At 53.0% G+C, this 17162-nt stretch carries 16 protein-coding genes; 7 read left to right on the forward strand and 9 right to left on the reverse strand.

Going from position 1 to position 17162, the window contains the following annotated elements; genetic code table 11:
- Positions 1 to 2: 2 nt before the first annotated feature.
- From brxC to K5Y33_RS01265, 9 genes are all read right to left on the reverse strand, one after another.
- The gene (gene brxC / locus K5Y33_RS01225) at positions 3 to 3611 is read right to left on the reverse strand and encodes a BREX system P-loop protein BrxC (RefSeq protein ID WP_222233110.1); all 3609 of its coding nucleotides are present in this window, start codon (positions 3609 to 3611) and stop codon (positions 3 to 5) included.
- A 12-nt stretch (positions 3612 to 3623) separates the two neighbouring features.
- Positions 3624 to 4226 (reverse strand): DUF1788 domain-containing protein, encoded by a 603-nt coding sequence (locus tag K5Y33_RS01230; RefSeq protein ID WP_222233111.1) that lies wholly within the window; start codon positions 4224 to 4226, stop codon positions 3624 to 3626.
- Positions 4223 to 4828 carry a DUF1819 family protein gene (locus K5Y33_RS01235; RefSeq protein WP_222233837.1) on the reverse strand — a complete coding sequence of 202 codons (606 nt, stop codon included), beginning with the start codon at positions 4826 to 4828 and terminating at the stop codon, positions 4223 to 4225. The genes K5Y33_RS01230 and K5Y33_RS01235 overlap by 4 nt, the downstream gene beginning before the upstream one ends.
- Before the next feature lie 486 nt (positions 4829 to 5314).
- The gene (locus tag K5Y33_RS01240) at positions 5315 to 5788 is read right to left on the reverse strand and encodes a tellurium resistance protein TerW (protein ID WP_222233112.1); all 474 of its coding nucleotides are present in this window, start codon (positions 5786 to 5788) and stop codon (positions 5315 to 5317) included.
- 175 nt (positions 5789 to 5963) lie between these two features.
- Positions 5964 to 6908: an HpcH/HpaI aldolase/citrate lyase family protein gene (locus K5Y33_RS01245; RefSeq protein WP_222233113.1), complete on the reverse strand. Its 945-nt coding sequence runs from the start codon at positions 6906 to 6908 to the stop codon at positions 5964 to 5966.
- Complete coding sequence (locus tag K5Y33_RS01250) at positions 6908 to 7984, reverse strand: cysteine protease StiP family protein (RefSeq protein WP_222233114.1); 1077 nt, start codon at positions 7982 to 7984, stop codon at positions 6908 to 6910. The genes K5Y33_RS01245 and K5Y33_RS01250 overlap by 1 nt, the downstream gene beginning before the upstream one ends.
- Entirely contained in the window at positions 7974 to 8759 is a 786-nt protein-coding gene (locus K5Y33_RS01255; protein ID WP_222233115.1) for a hypothetical protein, read from the reverse strand. The genes K5Y33_RS01250 and K5Y33_RS01255 overlap by 11 nt, the downstream gene beginning before the upstream one ends.
- Positions 8752 to 9879, reverse strand: a complete 1128-nt coding sequence (locus K5Y33_RS01260; protein WP_222233116.1) for a phosphoribosyltransferase domain-containing protein — start codon at positions 9877 to 9879, stop codon at positions 8752 to 8754. Before K5Y33_RS01260 ends, K5Y33_RS01255 begins: the two co-directional genes overlap by 8 nt.
- A gap of 10 nt (positions 9880 to 9889) precedes the next feature.
- Complete coding sequence (locus K5Y33_RS01265; protein ID WP_222233117.1) at positions 9890 to 10948, reverse strand: ATP-grasp domain-containing protein; 1059 nt, start codon at positions 10946 to 10948, stop codon at positions 9890 to 9892.
- Positions 10949 to 11268: 320 nt separating this feature from the next.
- Between K5Y33_RS01265 and K5Y33_RS01270 the strand changes: the two genes are divergently transcribed.
- The 7 genes from K5Y33_RS01270 (at position 11269) to K5Y33_RS01300 (ending at position 17159) form a co-directional block, all read left to right on the forward strand.
- Entirely contained in the window at positions 11269 to 11853 is a 585-nt protein-coding gene (locus tag K5Y33_RS01270) for a TerD family protein (RefSeq protein WP_101763278.1), read from the forward strand.
- A complete protein-coding gene (locus tag K5Y33_RS01275; protein WP_222233118.1) occupies positions 11853 to 13034 on the forward strand; it encodes a TerD family protein in 1182 nt (393 codons plus the stop codon). Before K5Y33_RS01270 ends, K5Y33_RS01275 begins: the two co-directional genes overlap by 1 nt.
- 20 nt (positions 13035 to 13054) lie before the next feature.
- Positions 13055 to 13510 carry a tellurite resistance TerB family protein gene (locus K5Y33_RS01280; RefSeq protein WP_192236653.1) on the forward strand — a complete coding sequence of 152 codons (456 nt, stop codon included), beginning with the start codon at positions 13055 to 13057 and terminating at the stop codon, positions 13508 to 13510.
- Between the two features lie 24 nt (positions 13511 to 13534).
- Positions 13535 to 14572 carry a TerC/Alx family metal homeostasis membrane protein gene (locus tag K5Y33_RS01285; protein WP_008103746.1) on the forward strand — a complete coding sequence of 346 codons (1038 nt, stop codon included), beginning with the start codon at positions 13535 to 13537 and terminating at the stop codon, positions 14570 to 14572.
- Between the two features lie 50 nt (positions 14573 to 14622).
- On the forward strand, positions 14623 to 15201 hold the full coding sequence (locus K5Y33_RS01290; protein WP_008103744.1) for a TerD family protein: 579 nt from the start codon (positions 14623 to 14625) through the stop codon (positions 15199 to 15201).
- A 57-nt stretch (positions 15202 to 15258) separates the two neighbouring features.
- Positions 15259 to 15834 (forward strand): TerD family protein, encoded by a 576-nt coding sequence (locus K5Y33_RS01295; protein ID WP_101763275.1) that lies wholly within the window; start codon positions 15259 to 15261, stop codon positions 15832 to 15834.
- An 83-nt stretch (positions 15835 to 15917) separates the two neighbouring features.
- Positions 15918 to 17159, forward strand: coding sequence for a VWA domain-containing protein (locus K5Y33_RS01300; RefSeq protein ID WP_222233119.1), 1242 nt, complete (start codon positions 15918 to 15920; stop codon positions 17157 to 17159).
- Positions 17160 to 17162 lie beyond the last annotated feature (3 nt).

The raw sequence follows: 17162 nt of genomic DNA on the forward strand, positions 1-17162 counted from the left end.
AATTACTGAAGTTGTACGCGTTCGCCTGCGTTAATGGCATCCATCAGTGTTTTGCGTAATTGTTCCAGCGCTTTATCGACCTGTTCGGCGTTATCCAGCGTTGTGACACCCGCTGCTCGTTCCATCGTTTTACGCGTATTCACGTAGATGGTTTTTTTAAGCTTCGGTTTGGGTTCAGTAGGCGGTACTACGCCTCCCGGTGCAGGCTCTGGTTTTGATTCCTTTTTACGCTGCTCTTCAACCCAGGCATTCAGGCGCTCATTCGCTTTACGTTGCAGAGCAAGAACCTCAGACTGTTCGTCCATGATTTGAGGGATTAGACCGTTTTGTTCCACTTTTTTGCGTGACTGCTGCATTGGATGTAAGAGCGTATGCTGCAAATCAGCAGGAACGTGCATCTCCTGCATGCTTTGCTTCAGCTCGTCAATGTGGTTAGTAATCTGCATAAGCGCATGGTTGCGGTATTCTTCCACCAGACGCAGGTTAACAGCCTCAACTGTTTCAATCAGAGGGATAATACGATGCAGTTCACCGTAAGGTCGCGGCTTTCCGTAGATAGCCTCCAGTTCCCGAAGTGTATTTTGGGCGGTATCGTCTTTTTCCAGCGCATTACGGTTAGCTTTAAAACTGCCGTTCAACGCGGCACTGAGACGTTGCCAGGTGGCATACTGGTTCTTGTAGAAGCTGACCAGATCGTCCCAGTCTTCTGCAAAATCTTCGAGGTTGCCAGCCGCTGCGGTAACTTTTTCAATAACGGCATACTCTTCTTTCTCACTGAGAATCCCGTTCAGCAGTACAAGACCTTCTTCAATCTCTTTACGACCGGGATTTTGCCCGCTCTCGGATCTGGTTTTAAAGACAGTCAGTTCACTCTTCCAACGGCCAAACAGTTCGCGAATGTGGGACACCAGCGACTGCTCTTCACGCTCGTTGAAGGGTTCCCCGGCAATGTCGGCCATCAACTGCGCGGCTTTGGTTAACTGTGCTTCGTCATGGCGACGAATTTTAAGCAGCCGTAAATCGCTGTAGCGACGTGAATTATTAAACGCATCCCACGCCTGTTTCAGAGCGATTTCGCTACCCTGTAAGTTGAAACTGTATTTTCCACTACGCGCCAGTCGAGCCACCAGCAGTTTGACTTCATCTTCCGGCCAGCCAAATGGGCGACGGCCAAACGTGGTGAGAATGTCCCGCAGATAAACCGGCTTATGAGTTTCAATACTCATACTGATCCAGTTATCCACTTCACGCATCGCCTCTGGGTTAGACTCTTCCATTTCTCCCAAATCAAGCTGGGTATCATTTTCTACCGTTAGCAGTGCATGGGTCTCACGGTTTACATCCCCGGTACTGAGACGCAACATTTTAAGTTTGGAGAAACTGTTTTCGATTACATAGCTGCAGGCGGCATCAACAATCGTCGACGGCGAGGAGGATTTTTTATCCAGCCGTTCTCCCAACGCCCAGACATCAGACTGCGCCAAAAGGGCTTCAATCTGCGTTTTGAGTGTTTTTTCGCGCATGCCATTTTCACGGCCTTTTTCGGCCAACAGCGTTGCTTGCTCAGGGCGTTGCCCACTTTGCTTACTGAGGAAAGATTTGGTCTGTGCATACATGGTCAGGTCTTGCCAGGTACGAGCTTCATCAGGAAGGCAAATCAGAATGCAGTCTTTACTATCCGTCATCAGCAGACTGTTGGAATGTGCACTTCTATAGCTTTCGTAGTTCGAATCCAGCGGCGTGAGGACTTTAACCACAAGATCGTTGAGATTCACGCCATCCAGCGGGTGTCCGTTACAGAAACGACTGATATCAAAATCCTGCTTGTTCGCCGGATAACGGTACTTTTTGCTTTTCAGGATTTCGTCAAAAATGATAGTCGAGAGCTGCTTATTGATGGTGGTGAACTCAATGTCGATATTGCGAATTTCGTTTTCGATCTCTTTTTCTTCATTGGTGAGGAAAACGAATTTGTCATCAATACGTGAGATCAGCATCTCAGCCTGCAGACGATTAAGGCTGGCTTCAATCTGTCGACGCAGTTCCACTTTATCAGTGTCAATACGATCGATGGAGAGCGTGACGAGGTTATCAAGAGTACTTTTCAGCACGTCAACGTAGCGGATCAGGAACAGCGTCTTCAACAGTTTGCCGTCAAATTCCGTCAGTGACGGAGACTGGCAGGCCTGAATAATGGTGCGGCTGACCGCAGGCTCCAGGAAACTTTCAATCGCGGAATAGAATCGCCAGAACGGAACCAGGCTGTCCAGGCCATCGGCAGAGATTTGCACAGCTGCTGACTGGAAGGCATCCAGCAGAGAGCGTTCCCCCATTGCCAGCTGCTTACCTGCGGCCCCCTTGGTACGGATCGATTCAAAGACCTTTTGTAGGATCTGGTAGTGCCATGGCACAAACGGATAGTTATCAACGAATTCTTTGCTGTTGGTGTAAGCGCGCAGCGTGGCTGTGGTTGTTGTGTCAAACGCCAGCTGGTTACGTAGAATGTCGCCTTTTTCCTGCCAGACAGCTTCCAGCGCCGGTTTTGCCGCGTCGGTTTTCACCAATAGTCGTTTCTGGATAACTTCTGAAGTATTGGAACTGGAGAGCTGTAAACGTGTGGAGAAACGTCCCTGAATTTTGGAGAAGTCCTGACCATCGCGGCTGCTCATACCGCCAATCGCGGCATTGATGTCAGCCTGAGATGTCACTATCACCCATGCGCGACCACCGCAGATAACGCCCAGGTTTTCGGTGATAGTTTGCAGTTTCAGCATCATCTGGGCATCTTTGCCAATAAACTGACCAACCTCATCGACCATAAACAGAATGTTACGGTTGCCCTGGATGTCGAGCCACTCCTTCACCCACGTACAGAAGTTCTTAATATCCAGTGGGAAGTTCTTATCCAGTTGTTCGATCCACTGGCGTGAGGACTCCTCACTCTGTTTCGTTGCGATGCTTAATGCCTGCGCCATCTGATCGTTGATCATCAGATAGACATCGCGTTCATCTTCCCAGTGAGAGCCGGTAATGTCGGCAAAGGCGGCTTTAAACGTATCAAACTGACCGCGTTTATCTAGCTCGCGCTCAAGGTGTGCAATGTGCGGGAAGTCCCCGCAATAGCCTGCCAATTCGTTAAAGACTTTCAGGAAAACTTTTAGGATCGCATCAACGCCATCTTCAACGTTTGCGCGCGAGTCAATATTGAACAGCACCACATCGGTCGGGTGTTGAACCGCTTTGCGAATATCGGCCAATAACAGTGCATCGTCGATTTTCTCTTCAAAGAAAGAGAGCGCATTGCGTGTTACGCCATTGTGGCTGACCTCGCGGTTCGCCAACAAATAAGAAAGGATTTTAATGAAGTGAGATTTACCGGAGCCAAAGAAGCCGGAAACCCAAACACCCATCTTATCGGCAAGTTGCAATCTACCGGGGCCTGTGGCGGGGGCGTACACCTCGAAAAACTGGCGTAGGTGGCCATCCAGTTCGCGGGTGATGACATACTCATCCAGTTCAATCCAGGCACTTTCGTCATCGGTCTGCTCGGCTTTAACCACGCCGTTAATATTACGTTTTAGCGGTTTTTCGAAAATCTGTTCAATATTCATTGCTGTCGTCTTTTAACGAGGGTTCAAAGTCGCCGCAGGACCGGTTTCTGGTACCAGTCTGAAGGCTCGGTAATAGTTACGGGAGTTAATGCCAGCTAGAGGAGACAGGTCATATCCACTGTAATTGCCAGGATAGAACATCAGAAGTGGCGTAAAGCCCATTACATCCTGTAAAGCACTCATGAGTTCATGCCCGCGCACCAACGGCCAGGCGTTGCCGAGCCCAGTCAGAATGACAAATTGCTGCGAGGGAAGATCTACCGTACGGGCAATATATTCAGCGATCTTTTTCTGGCTGAGCGGCGCTGCCAGATGCTTTTTCAACGTTTCCAGCCCAAGTTCAGGTTCACGCTGGCAGATACGCTCGAATAGTTTACGTTCATTCAGCATGTCGATAATAACTTGGAAAATATTTAGCTGAGTAAATGTGAATTTCTTGTCCAGTTTTTTTAATAGAAACGCAAGATACTCTCGGACTTGCAGTTCCTGTTGAGCTGGATAATCAAAAATCCAGAAGCCAATTTCATTGCCTGAGCCTTGGTTTTTCAAAAAACGGTCATCGCTAATTCGTTCTTCGAGTTGTTTTAAGCGATAAGTTAGAATTGGATCGCTCACGCTCTCCCCTCCAGCACTGGTATCAAGTCAGCCTTTCCCAAACGATTTAGTGTTGCCGCTACTTCGGGTAGTAGAAATATGGTCTGTAAGTGACGTCGACGTGGAGTATCCAGATAACCGGCCTCAGCCAGAGACTTGATTAGGTTGCTTCCCATTTTTTGTATTGATGAATCAGAGAAGTGAGCTAGTTCTGGATGCTGACGTTGATTTTCTTCTACAAATGAATCCCAGCAATTCCCTGGTAACTTGTCTTTAAACTCTTGTCGCGCAGGGTTGAGAACAGTAGCGATAAAATCAGTAACTACTGGTGATTGAAGCATCAAGGCTGTCAGTAAAAGTTGTAAACGCTCACTCTCACTGCCATTGGCTATAAGTTCTAAGGCCTGTTTATCAAGGGGCATTAATCGCAATTTTAGCGTTCGGGCATAGCGACTTGCCGTTTTGGCGGAAGATGCTTGTAAAATATTTTCATCAATGATTTGTGCTTGCCACATGGCTTCGTCAGGATCATTGAGCAACAATTCAGCAATGATCCTGCTTTCACGGCCCATAAGTGAACCGCCAAGCAGATCACCGATCCAGCTTTTATCATTATGTATCATGTTATGTGTCATCAAAAATCCAGAATGCCGTTCGCAAAAACCAAGTAACAATTGTAATCGGCATGCCTGGGAGATGCTATGCCTATGCTCATCACGTTCCTCTCAATTTTCTCTGAAAACGCATATGATCGAATGAGTTAGTCACTGACTACAATTTAGAATTTGTAGCGGAAAACAGGGCTTGAGATGAATACAAATCTAACGATTGATTATTTAGTGTGCATGCAATGCAATAAAGATTAAACAATTGACGAGCTTGTATTTTTATGGTGTCGACTTTGGGAGGGGAATTAAATTATTGATTAATTTAGAGTCGATTATGGGAATGAGTAATTGAATAGGTTAACGAATCATTTACCTCACTCTCAATCAAGTTAGGGATTAAGACAAGCTTAGCGGCTTTCAAAGCCATACTCTTTGCAAAAATCCTTGCAGAACCACTTATCGGCTAAGAACTCTATCTACTCATTTAGCTTCTTATTATTCTCACCGTTTAACCTGTTCCCGCCGCAACTTCTCAATCAACTCATCCAGCCCGCTCTCAACCAGCATCTCCACCGCATCGCTCCTCGTCGTTTCACTCAATCTCACAACCTGATCGATTTTCCTTAAAACCGACATCCGCAACGACAGTGACACCGCTTTCTTTTTCTCTTTATCCAGAAATACCCGGCTGACGGTTTCGCTTTGTTGCAGTTCGGCATTGAGCTTAAGCGCTTCATTAATATGGCGCAGGCTTTTCTTATCGAGTTTGCCGGGTTCAGTAAGTTGGTAGCAGTGGGTGAGGCGGCTGTATTTGATCTCCGCAGACCAGGATTCACGCAGCTCTTTTAGCGCGCGCGTCAGCGTGGGTTCGGAGCAGTCAAGCGAGGCGAGAATGCGGCTGGATGCGACCGGTTTGCCGCTGCTGAGCAGTGAGGCGAGCATAAATACGCGTGTCTGTCGGGTACTGAGTTGCATGGTCGATTGAGGCCTGCGTTAGTGGTCAATGGTCGGTATCGCCCTCCTGGCAAACGGTTTTCGACAGTATCAGAGGGTATTTAAATATCAGGTAAATAGGGTCCGAAAATTCCTACGTCCGGTTTGTGGTTCAGTGGTAACGCGGTGGGCATGAATGCCCACCCTGCGGGGTTTGTCAGGTTACCAGCATCAACGCGCCGTCTGAGCGGGTATCGGGTGCGATGCCGTATTCCTGCGCGCGCGCCAGGATGGCGGCGGCCCAGCGGCGATGCGTCGCCGGTTCGCACATCGCGCCCTGCGATTTGAATACTGCCTGGCTTGAGTTGAGGATGCGGAAGGCATCCGCTTGATCGCTGGCGGAAACCATCAACATCTCCTGAATCTTGCCGATCTGGCTCGGATGAATGGCGGTTTTGCCCACCAAACCGTGCGCGATATCCAGCGCCAGTTCCTGATCCATAATCTGCTGATCGTCGATGTGCTCGCACACCGGCGCGGTCAGCGCAAAATCGCGCGACGCGAATACCGCCACCAGCATTTTGATGGTGTAACCCATCGGGCTGTCATACAGCGTGAAGTGACGTGAACGGCGCAGCGACAGCACATTCATCAAATCGTTACCGCCGATGCGCAGGGCGATCACGCGCTCGCGGCAGGCATGGTTTTGCAGCGTGAGGGCCAGCTCGCGCATCGCCACCACGTCGAACACCTCTTCGGTTTCCAGCGTCGGCATCATGCACAGATGGCTCGGTTCAAGAATCTGCCACCACAGCGGCAAGGAGTCGGCGGTGAATTTCGGCAGCACAAAACCGTCTATCGCGCTGAGGTTGAGGTTTTCCACCAGCCACGCGCCCATCTCGCTGTTGCGCGGACGGATAAACACCAGCGGCCACTGCGCGTTGCCATTGGCACGCTGTTCGGCATTCAACACCAGCAGGATCTGCTGGAGATTGTGCAGCGCCTGCGGCAAATCCGCATCACTGACCGCATCTTCCAGGCAGATCACCAGCGAGCGCAACCCGCTGATTTTATTGTGCAGAATGGCATCGACAATATCGCTGCGCACCGCTGGCATATACAGCGTTGCGCCCAAACGCCACGGAGAGATACGGCCGTTCATCACAGCACCTTTTTGATTATCGTCACGGCGCGGTATTGCCCAAGATCGGCACCCGCTTCTGTGATGGTCAGCCCTTTTTGTTGGGCAAGATAGACCAGCAGCGCCACGTCGGGATCGTCCACCGAACGGACCAGCACCTGATCCGGCACGCGACGTAGCACGGCGCGCGTGGCTTCGGCGATGCCCGGCTTAATGCGGTTGATGCTGTTCACCTGATAACGCGCCGCCAGCATGGCGATCACCGCTTCACTTTGCGCCACCAGCTGCTGCTGTTGTGGATCCTGCTGGCAAGCGGGCAGGGCGCTGATATCCAGCGATCGCGCATATTCCGCCACAGTGTTTACCAGCTGCTGGCTGCAATCGTATTGCGCCAGATGGTCGCACTGTACGCAGCCGTGCAAGCCATCTTCAGACCACAATGAGCGCGAGATTAACCCTGAAACCGGCGCGCCCATAATGCCAAACGGGATCAGCCAGTCATCATCGCTGGCCGAAAGCCACGCCCGACCGCACGGATCGGCCAGCACCACCAAGCGCGGCTGTGCCGGATAGCCGGGACGATGTTCGAGGCTGCGGATCAGCTCGCTGGTGATGGCGCCTTTGCCGGTCCAGCCATCAACGAAGACAATGCCTGCGGTGCCGTGGCGCGCTTCGATGATCTCCAGCGCGGCCTGATCAATCCCGCGATCGCGGATGATGCTAATGCCGTAATGGTAGGATTCGCGGCCCATCGCGCGCAGCGCCTGTTGCAGCATCACTCCGAGCGGCACGCCCGCGCGCACCAGGCTTGCTAGCACAATCGGCGTGTCGCCAAACTGTTGTGCCAGCGTCCGCGCCAGCATGGTGACTTCTTTCGCCAGGCGTCCGGCACCTGCGTCAAGCGCGCGGGAAAACAGCTCAAGGTGCCAGCGCGTCGGTTCCGGTTCCTGGCTCAACATCTCGGAATAGTGACGCGCACCGGATTGGATCAGCTGCTCTTTTTGATCCACCGGCGTCATGTCGATCTCGACCGGCTTCAGCAGAAACTCGACGTCGCCGGCTTGGTACGATCCAGAGAAAGGCAAGTTATTCACCATCTGTTTGTTCTCCGAATATTGCCTGGTTGATGCGTTCGGCAAACTGGCTCTGACGCGGAATGCCGTACCAGCTGCACAGCTTCATAAAGCGGTGATCGCTGAGGCTGTCGCCGAGGCCAATTACCGGGAAAACGCCGCGCTCGTGACGCAATTTTTCCAGCAGGTAGCTGACGGCTAAGCCTTTTTCCACCACGTTCGGCAGCCAGGCGACGTTATTGCTGTTGCGATGGATATAATAGCCGGCGGTGGGGAAGCGTTGCTCGATTTCATCGGCGATGGCGTAAAGCTCTTCGAGGCGCGTGCTGTCGCGGTGCTTCATCACCAGATAGATCGGCGTGACGCCATATTCATAGTTGATGCGCGCCCAGCCGTTGATGTCGCGCTCTGCCATCAGGTCGGTGATCGCCTGCTGCATTGAGAGCAGCGCCGGGCCGTACGGCGTCAGTTTTTCCAGCATCTGCGCGCGCCATTCGGCATCTTCCTCGCCTTGCGGGTTGAGGATCACCGCGCCGTGCGTGGTCACCGCCCACGACCGGAAAGGGATCTGCACGCGGGCGATCTCTTCGGTGCCGCGCGCGGTGACCGGGATCAAATCGGCCTGCTCGATCATCCAGTCAACCAGCATCGACTGCTCTTCGGTCATAAAACTGCGCGGCTGCAGGCTGAGATCGAGCGCGCCAGTACGGAACGGCTCAAGATCCAGCTCGTCCACCATTTTGCGGCGCGTTTGAAATAGCGTGTCGTCAAGGTCGGAAAAAATCACCGGTTTATTCATAGCTAATTACTTCCACCTGTGGCGCAACCTGGGCCAGTGCCGTGGTTAACAGCGGATCCACGCTTTCGACCGGCGTTTCGATGCACAGCAAAATGCGGTCAAACTGCTGATGCGCCACGTTGTAAACGAAGTTGGCGATGCCGAGACCGTAGTTATCACCGAAGGTGATAGCCGATTCGATGGCAAATCCGGTAGCGATTGGCGAGCGCGTGGTGGAGCTGTATTTCACCTCTGCGCCTTGTGCCGCCAGACGTTCAGCCAGCAAGAAAGGTTCCCAGACAAATTCGCTGCTGCCGAGCACGAGGATTTTTTCTCCCGGCTGCGCCTGAATCGCGCAACCCAGATCGCCCGCTGGCGCTGCCATGCCGAGTCGGCCCCAGCGCTGTTTGCCGGTGATGGGCACGGTGGCGGCATCGTTAAGCACCATCGCTGGCATCGGCGGCAGTGCGGCGTCGGGATCCTGCTGCCAGTGCCAGTCGCCTTGCACCAGCGACACGCTGCGCATCGGCACCGGACAGCGCGCGGATAACGCATCGCCGCTCCAGTCGGTGAGCGTGACGGCGATAACCTGCTCGATCTGCGTTAAGCCGCCGTCGTTGCGCAGCGCGTCGAGCAGGTTAATAAAGGTGTTGCCGGTGGTGGCTTCGTCATCAATCATCACCAGCGTGCGCGCGTTGAGCACGCGCTGACGCAGCTGCGCATCATCGGGCAGGTAGATCAGATGATCGGTGGCGTGGCTGTGATTTTCTTTAAACTCGCACAGCAAATCCGCCTGCTGCGGATGGCGCGTTGAGGTGAGATACACCGGCTCACTGACGTGCTGGCGCACTTCATCAAACACGCCTGCGCCGAGGCCAACGGCGGTTTCCGCCATGCCGATAAACAGCACCGGGCCGTCAGAAAGCGGCGGAAACTGCTCCGCCAGCTGGCGATACACGGCGCGCATTTTCTCCGGCGCCACCGGAATGTGGCGGCCAAGCACTTTACTGACGAACAAAAAAGCGCGCTTGGGATTGCGGCGCTCGGCGATCTCGAACAGATCGTCGATGGCGCTGATGCCGCCGGTTGGCGTAACGCTCAGCGTGCCGCATGACAGCGTCCTGCTCCAAAGTGTGGTCATGGATTGTTCCTTATTGAACCTGGTTGGACAGGACGGGGTTGTACGCCACCACGTCGCTCAGCGCGCGGACGGTGGCTGGCGTGAAGTCGCGGCGGGCGTTGTCGATCACCTGCTGCTGACTGATCAAGCCTAGCTGGCGCAGGGCAAACAAGCCGGGAAGATTGACGCCGCTGAAGCGGGTATAACCAATGCCGCCGGAGGGGCGCATATTGATCTCCAGTAATAGCGGTTTGCCGCTGGCGTCATTGCGCGTCTGCACGTTGATCAATCCATCCGCGCCCATCGCAGCGGCACAGGCTAGCGCCAGCTCAAAGGCTTCGCCGCGGTTTTCCAGATACTGCAGCGCCCCTTCTTTGCGGCGCGCCACGGCGGCCAGCACCTTGCCGTTTTCCGCCAGCATATCAACCGAATATTCCGGGCCTAGCAGATACGGCATCAGAACCAGCGGCTCCATGCTGTCGGCGGCCTCCAGCGCCTGTAAGTAATATTCGGCTTTCACCCGGCGTGCGTCGGGATGGGTAAACGGCGCCATCGGCGAGACGCTTTCATCAAACTGCCAGAATCCCATGCCATAAATACCGGTAACCGGTTTTACGCACAGCGGCAGATCGCCAAAGGGTTTACCGGCGATCAGCTCACGCAACTGTACGGGCGAATCCACGCGCAGTGAAGGCACTACCGGCAAATTCAGGCTTTTCATATGGTGGGCAAACGCGACTTTGTCATCGGCCAGATCCAGCATCGCAACATCGCGTGCGCCGGTGGTTAAGCGCGCACCGCTGGCTTCGATAGCGGCGCGATGGGCTTCAAACCAATGAGCATGTCGACCAGTATGGATCGCCTGAATGGCATATTTTTCTACGGTGGAAAGAATAAATTCGAGACGCTGATTAATATCATCAGGTTCAATTAATGCATGATCCGCCAGCGAAAGTATTTCATTACGCGATTGGCGATGTGATGCATAAATCGACACGTTGTAGTTATGTTTTTTAGCTGTAGATGTTATGCCATTAATTATATCGCGCTGGGAGGATAAACCTTCCATTAGCCAAATTTTGTGAGACATTTCTAATTATTTCCGCAAGAGGCTGGTGGCTGGATTATGGTTTGCGAGTTTATTTCTCACTTCGAAATGAGTCAATCATAATATGATTTTTTACCCTAACGTAACCTTATGAATTTTAATGTAAAGAATTGTCATGTTTAGTGCGTTGCTGGTTCGGGCTGGATTCTTTTAAGTTGTTCTTATGCAAGGCTTTATTGTGTTTCATAAAATTGCTGTGAAAATTAATGCTGAACATGAATATCCTCATGTTATGATTTTGCCCTCATGGAATTTGATGCAAATATAAAACCCTTTTCAAACCTGTTTGAAGGAATTATGACATGGTTTCATTAAGCAAGAATCAGACGGTTTCACTCAGCAAACAAACCGCTTCGCTGAATAAATTACATTTCGGCTTAGGCTGGGATCCCATTAAAAAGAAAGGCTTCATGGGCAAGCTTTTTGGTGGTGGCAGCGATTCCATCGATCTGGATGCCAGCTGCGTATTACTGGATCAATCCGGTCATGCCATTGATACCATCTGGTTCCGCGCATTAACCTCCAAATGTGGTGCGGTGAAACACAGCGGCGATAACCGTACCGGCGAAGGCGATGGCGACGATGAAGTGATCATCGTTGAGTTGTCACGTCTGCCAGCTAACGTTGAGTATCTGGCGTTCACCGTGAACAGCTTCCAGGGTCAAACCTTCAACGAAGTGGAAAATGCCTTCTGCCGCGTGGTGGATCAAAACGGCAAAGAGCTGGCGCGCTATGAGCTGACTGAGCAAGGCAGCCATACCGGCATCGTGATTGCTTCGCTGCACCGCAACGGCGGACTGTGGGACTTCACGGCGCATGGCCGCGCGAGTGCCGGCCGTACCATTGACGCGATGCAAAACGACATCGTTGCCGCAGTGGTGCGCTAATGAATATGACGCCGGGGAGCAATGCTCCCGTTCCCGCTAATCTGCTGACGGTGCGCGTACTCGCTGGCGCCGCCGTTGATGCTTCGGCCTTTCGTCTGTTCACCAGCGGCAAAGTCAATGGCGATGCCGATATGGTGTTCTACGGTCAGCCGGATAACGATGACCGCACCATCAGCCTGAAAAGCGAAGGGCACAACTCTGCCTTTTCTGTCGATCTCACCCGCCTGCGTCCTGACGTGCAGAAAGTGGCCTTTACCGTTACCTGTGACGGCGGCCGCAACGTGTCGGGTTTGCAACGTCTGGCTATTCAGGTGGAGCAGAGCGGTGAAGTGTTGCTGAATGGCAGCGTTGAGCTGGTGGGACGTCAGGAAGCAGCGTTGATCCTCGGCGAACTTTACCGCCGTAATAATGAGTGGAAATTCCGCTTTATTGCGCAGGGTTTCAACGGCGGCTTAAAGCCGCTGGCGGAACATTTTGGTGTGGATGTGGCTGAACCCGCGCCTGCCCCAACGCCTGCGCCTGCACCGCAGACGGCACCGGCTCCAGCACCGACACCCGCGCCGGCAAAAATCAATCTGAGCAAAGTGTCTCTTACCAAAGAGAAGCCAGCTATCAGCCTGACCAAGCGCGATAACTTCGGTGAGATCCGCATCAATCTGAACTGGCACCGTGAAACCAGCAGCGGTGGCGGCGGATTGCGCGGATTGTTCGGCGGCAACAAAGGCGTGGATCTCGATCTCGGCGCCTTCGTTGAGCTGCAAGACGGCTCGCGCGGTGTGATCCAGGCGCTGGGCGGCAATTTTGGCGCCATGCATGCCAAACCTTTCGTACACTTGCAGGGCGACGATCGCACCGGCGAAGTGACCGACGGCGAATGGCTGCACATCAACGGTCGCGAATGGAGTCAGATTCGCGAGGTATTAATTTTCGCCTTCATCTATCAAGGTGCGGCGAGCTGGGACAAAACGGATGGCGTAGTCACGCTGCACATTCCAGACCAGCCTCCGATTGAAACGCGTATGACTGAAGGGGAGAACCGCCGCAACATGTGTGCGATTGCTCGCCTGGTCAATGAGAACGGCAGTATCCGCGTCGAGCGTATCAATCAGTTCTTTAACGGGCATTCCGATATGGACAAAGCTTTCGGTTGGGGATTCAACTGGCGAGCTGGCTCCAAATAATAACAGACAGAGGATTCACTATGAGCTTTTTCAACAAGGTTAAAGGGGCATTTAATTCCGGCCGCGATGAATTAACCAAACAGGTTAGCCGCTTTAAGAACAAGAAATTTATGCAAGGCACCGTCGCGGTGTGCGCACGCATTGCGGTGGCAGACGGCGGCGTGAGCGCGGAAGAGAAGCAGAAGATGATCGGTTTTCTGCGCGCCTCCGAAGAGTTGAAAGTCTTTGATACCAATGAAGTGATTGAGTTCTTCAACAAACTGGTGAGCAGCTTTGATTTCGATCTGGAAATCGGCAAGGGCGAAACCATGAAGCACATCATGGCGTTGAAAGATCAGCCGGAAGCCGCACAGTTGGCGATCCGCGTAGGTATTGCTGTCGGTAAGAGTGATGGTGATTTTGATGCTGACGAGCAGAAAGCGGTGCGCGAAATCGCCGTCGCTTTGGGCTTTGATCCAGCAATATTTGGTCTGTAATTTTTTATCTTTTAAGGGTTCATCATGGTGTCTACGCACATTGGCTTCCCAACTGAAACTGTCGCGGTTTTCATCGCGCTGTCGGTGGGCGCTATTTTTATCGACCTGTTCATGCACCGCGGCGACAAGCCGATTTCGCTGAAAAGCGCGGCGCTGTGGTCAGTGTTCTGGGTGGCGGTGGCGATGGGTTTCGCCGGCTTCCTCTATATCCATCACGGCGCTGAAGTTGCCAGCCTGTTCGTGACCGGTTATGCGCTGGAGAAAGTACTCTCCGTCGATAACCTGTTCGTGATGATGGCGATCTTCTCGTGGTTTGCCGTTCCGGACCGCTATCGTCACCGCGTGCTCTACTGGGGCATCATCGGTGCCATCGTTTTCCGTGGCATCTTCGTGGCGATCGGTACCGGCTTGCTGAGCCTTGGTCCGTATGTCGAAATCGTGTTTGCGCTGATCGTCGCGTGGACGGCGGTGATGATGCTGAAAAGCGGCGATGACAGCGACGAGATCGAAGATTACTCGCAGCACCTTGCTTATCGCATGGTGAAGCGCTTCTTCCCAATCTGGCCAAAAATGCGCGGTAACGCCTTCCTGCTGAATCAGAAGGAAGTTGATGAAGAGCTGCAGAAGCCAGAAAACAAAGACGTAGCGATTGGTCGCGGCAAGAAAGCGGCACTGTATGCCACGCCGTTGATGCTGTGTGTGGCGGTGGTTGAACTCTCTGACGTGATGTTCGCCTTTGACTCCGTGCCGGCGATTATCGCAGTAAGCCGTGAACCGCTGATCGTTTATAGCGCCATGATGTTCGCCATCCTCGGCTTGCGTACACTGTACTTCGTACTTGAAGCATTGAAGCAGTATCTGGTTCACCTCGAAAAAGCCGTTATCGTGCTGCTGTTCTTCATCGCGGTGAAACTGGGTCTGAATGCTACCGATCATATCTGGCATCACGGCTACAGCATCTCTGCTAGCGCCAGCCTGTTTGTGGTACTCGGCGTGTTAGCGGTCGGTATCGTACTCAGCGTGATGTTCCCCGGTAAACCCGAGGAAAAAGAAGAGAGCTGATCTTCTGCCAGCAATGAGTCTGAAAAATCATTAACCAAGAGGTAATTACAATGAGCGTTTCTCTTTCTAAAGGCGGTAACGTTTCGCTGAGCAAAGCGGCACCAACCATGAAAAACGTCCTCGTTGGCCTTGGCTGGGATGCACGTTCCACCGATGGTCAGGACTTTGACCTTGATGCGTCAGCGTTCTTGCTGTCCGCCAGCGGCAAAGTCCGCGGCGATGCTGACTTTATTTTCTACAACAATCTGGTCTCTTCCGACGGTTCCGTTTCCCACACCGGTGACAACCGTACTGGTGCAGGCGATGGCGATGATGAATCGCTGAAAATCAAACTGGATTTGATTCCGGCTGACGTCGACAAGATTGTGTTTGTGGTCACCATCCACGATGCGCAGACCCGTCGTCAGAGCTTTGGCCAGGTTTCCGGCGCGTTTATCCGCTTGGTCAACGATGACGATCGCAGTGAAGTGGCGCGTTACGATTTGACCGAAGATGCCTCCACCGAAACCGCGATGCTGTTTGGTGAGCTGTACCGTAACGGCGCCGAGTGGAAATTCCGCGCGGTAGGCCAGGGTTATGCCGGCGGCCTCGCTTCGGTATGTGCTCAGTACGGTATCAACGCGTCTTAATTATCACGGGCAGCTTCGCGCTGCCCGCATCATCCAATTAAAAGCAGGAGCTTTAAAATGGCAGTTTCTCTGGTAAAAGGCGGTAACGTTTCCCTGACTAAAGAAGCACCCACCATGAATGTTGCCATGGCGGGTCTGGGTTGGGATGCACGTGTAACAGATGGTCAGGATTTCGACCTCGACGCGTCAGTATTTATGGTCGGTGACGACGGTAAAGTGCTGAGCGATGCCAGCTTCATCTTCTTCAACAACAAGCAGAGCGCTTGTGGTTCCGTTGAGCATCAGGGCGATAACCGCACCGGTGCTGGCGATGGCGATGACGAGCAGGTTAAAATTACCCTGTCTAAAGTACCGGCTGAGGTGAAGAAGCTGGTCTTCGCGGTGACCATTTATGATGCCGAAGCGCGTAAGCAGAACTTCGGCATGGTGAGCAACAGCTTCATGCGTATCTTCAATAATGACAGCGGTGCTGAAATCGCCCGTTTTGACCTGTCTGAAGATGCGTCTACCGAAACCGCGATGGTGTTCGGTGAGCTGTATCGCAATGGTGCCGAGTGGAAATTCAAAGCCGTTGGTCAGGGCTTCGCAGGCGGCCTGTCAGCGCTGGCTTCGCAGCACGGCGTGAGCGTCTGATTCAAAGCATTGCTAACAAAGCCCCGGCTGGTCCGGGGCTTTTTGCTATTCAAAGGACGCATCCTTAACAGGAGGTTAAAACTATGATGTTACAACCGGGCCAGAACCTGCCGCTGAACACCACCGAACTGACGTTGCGCCTGCACTATGCTGCTTCATCCACGTTGCGCGGCGATGTGGATACCAGTGTTTTTCTGCTCGATGCCGCTGGCAAAGTGAGTGGCGATGCAGACTTCATCTTCTTCAATCAGCCCACAACCGCCAATCGCAGTGTGGTCATGCAGAGCACGCCGCAAGGCTGCACCATTAATCTGGATCTGATGAAGATTGCCGCCAGCGTCAGTAAAATCGCCGTCACCTTAGTGATTGACGGCGACGAGGCGATCAATGCGCTCAACAGCCTGAGCTTAACCGCCGAAAATATTGCTCAGTTCAGCCCGGAAACGCACGGGCGCGGCGAGAAGGCGCTGATTCTGGCCGAAGTTTATCGTCACAATAGCGGCTGGAAGCTGCGCGCGCTGGGGCAGGGATTCAACGGCGGGCTCGAACCACTGGCGCGTCATTATGGCGTGGATATCGCCCAGCCCGATCCTCAGCCAGCCGCGCCAACGGTGGTGAGCCTGGAGAAAAAGCTGCAACAGAAAGCGCCACGATTAGTGAGCCTGGCGAAAAACGCCAGCGTTAGCCTGAGCAAATACCAGCTACAAACGGTGAAAGCGAAGGTGGCATTTGTACTGGACGCCTCGGGTTCGATGAAAGGGCAGTTTAGTAAGGGCAACGTGCAGGCCGTATTAGATCGCATTGCGGTGCTGGCGGCGCAGTTTGATGATGACGGTTCGATGGATGTCTGGGGCTTCGGTCAGCAGCACGCGAAATATCCCGATGTAACCCTGGATAATCTTGATGGCTACATCGCTACCATCCAGCGTGGCGGCAAGACATCGGCGTGGGAGATTTTACCCGGACTGGGCGGCACTAATAATGAACCGCCGGTCATGGAAGAGCTGATTGATACCTTTAGGCACAGCGATCTGCCGGTGTACGTGGTTTTCATTACCGACGGCGGCATCAGCAAAACCCGCGCCATCAAAGAGGCGATTCGCCGCTCGGCTAACTATCCCATCTTCTGGAAATTTGTCGGCCTCGGCGGCAGTAATTATGGCATTTTGCAGGATTTGGATAACTTCAACGATCGCCGCATCGACAACACCCATTTCTTCGCCATCGACAACTTTGCCAGCCTGGCGGAAGACCGGTTATACGATTTGCTGCTGGAGGAGTTTAAGCCGTGGCTGGATGCAGCAAAGGCTGACCGGATTTATTGATCA

Origin of the sequence: Pantoea sp. DY-17 (assembly GCF_019795975.1) — a bacterium.
GTDB classification, from domain to species: domain Bacteria; phylum Pseudomonadota; class Gammaproteobacteria; order Enterobacterales; family Enterobacteriaceae; genus Pantoea; species Pantoea leporis.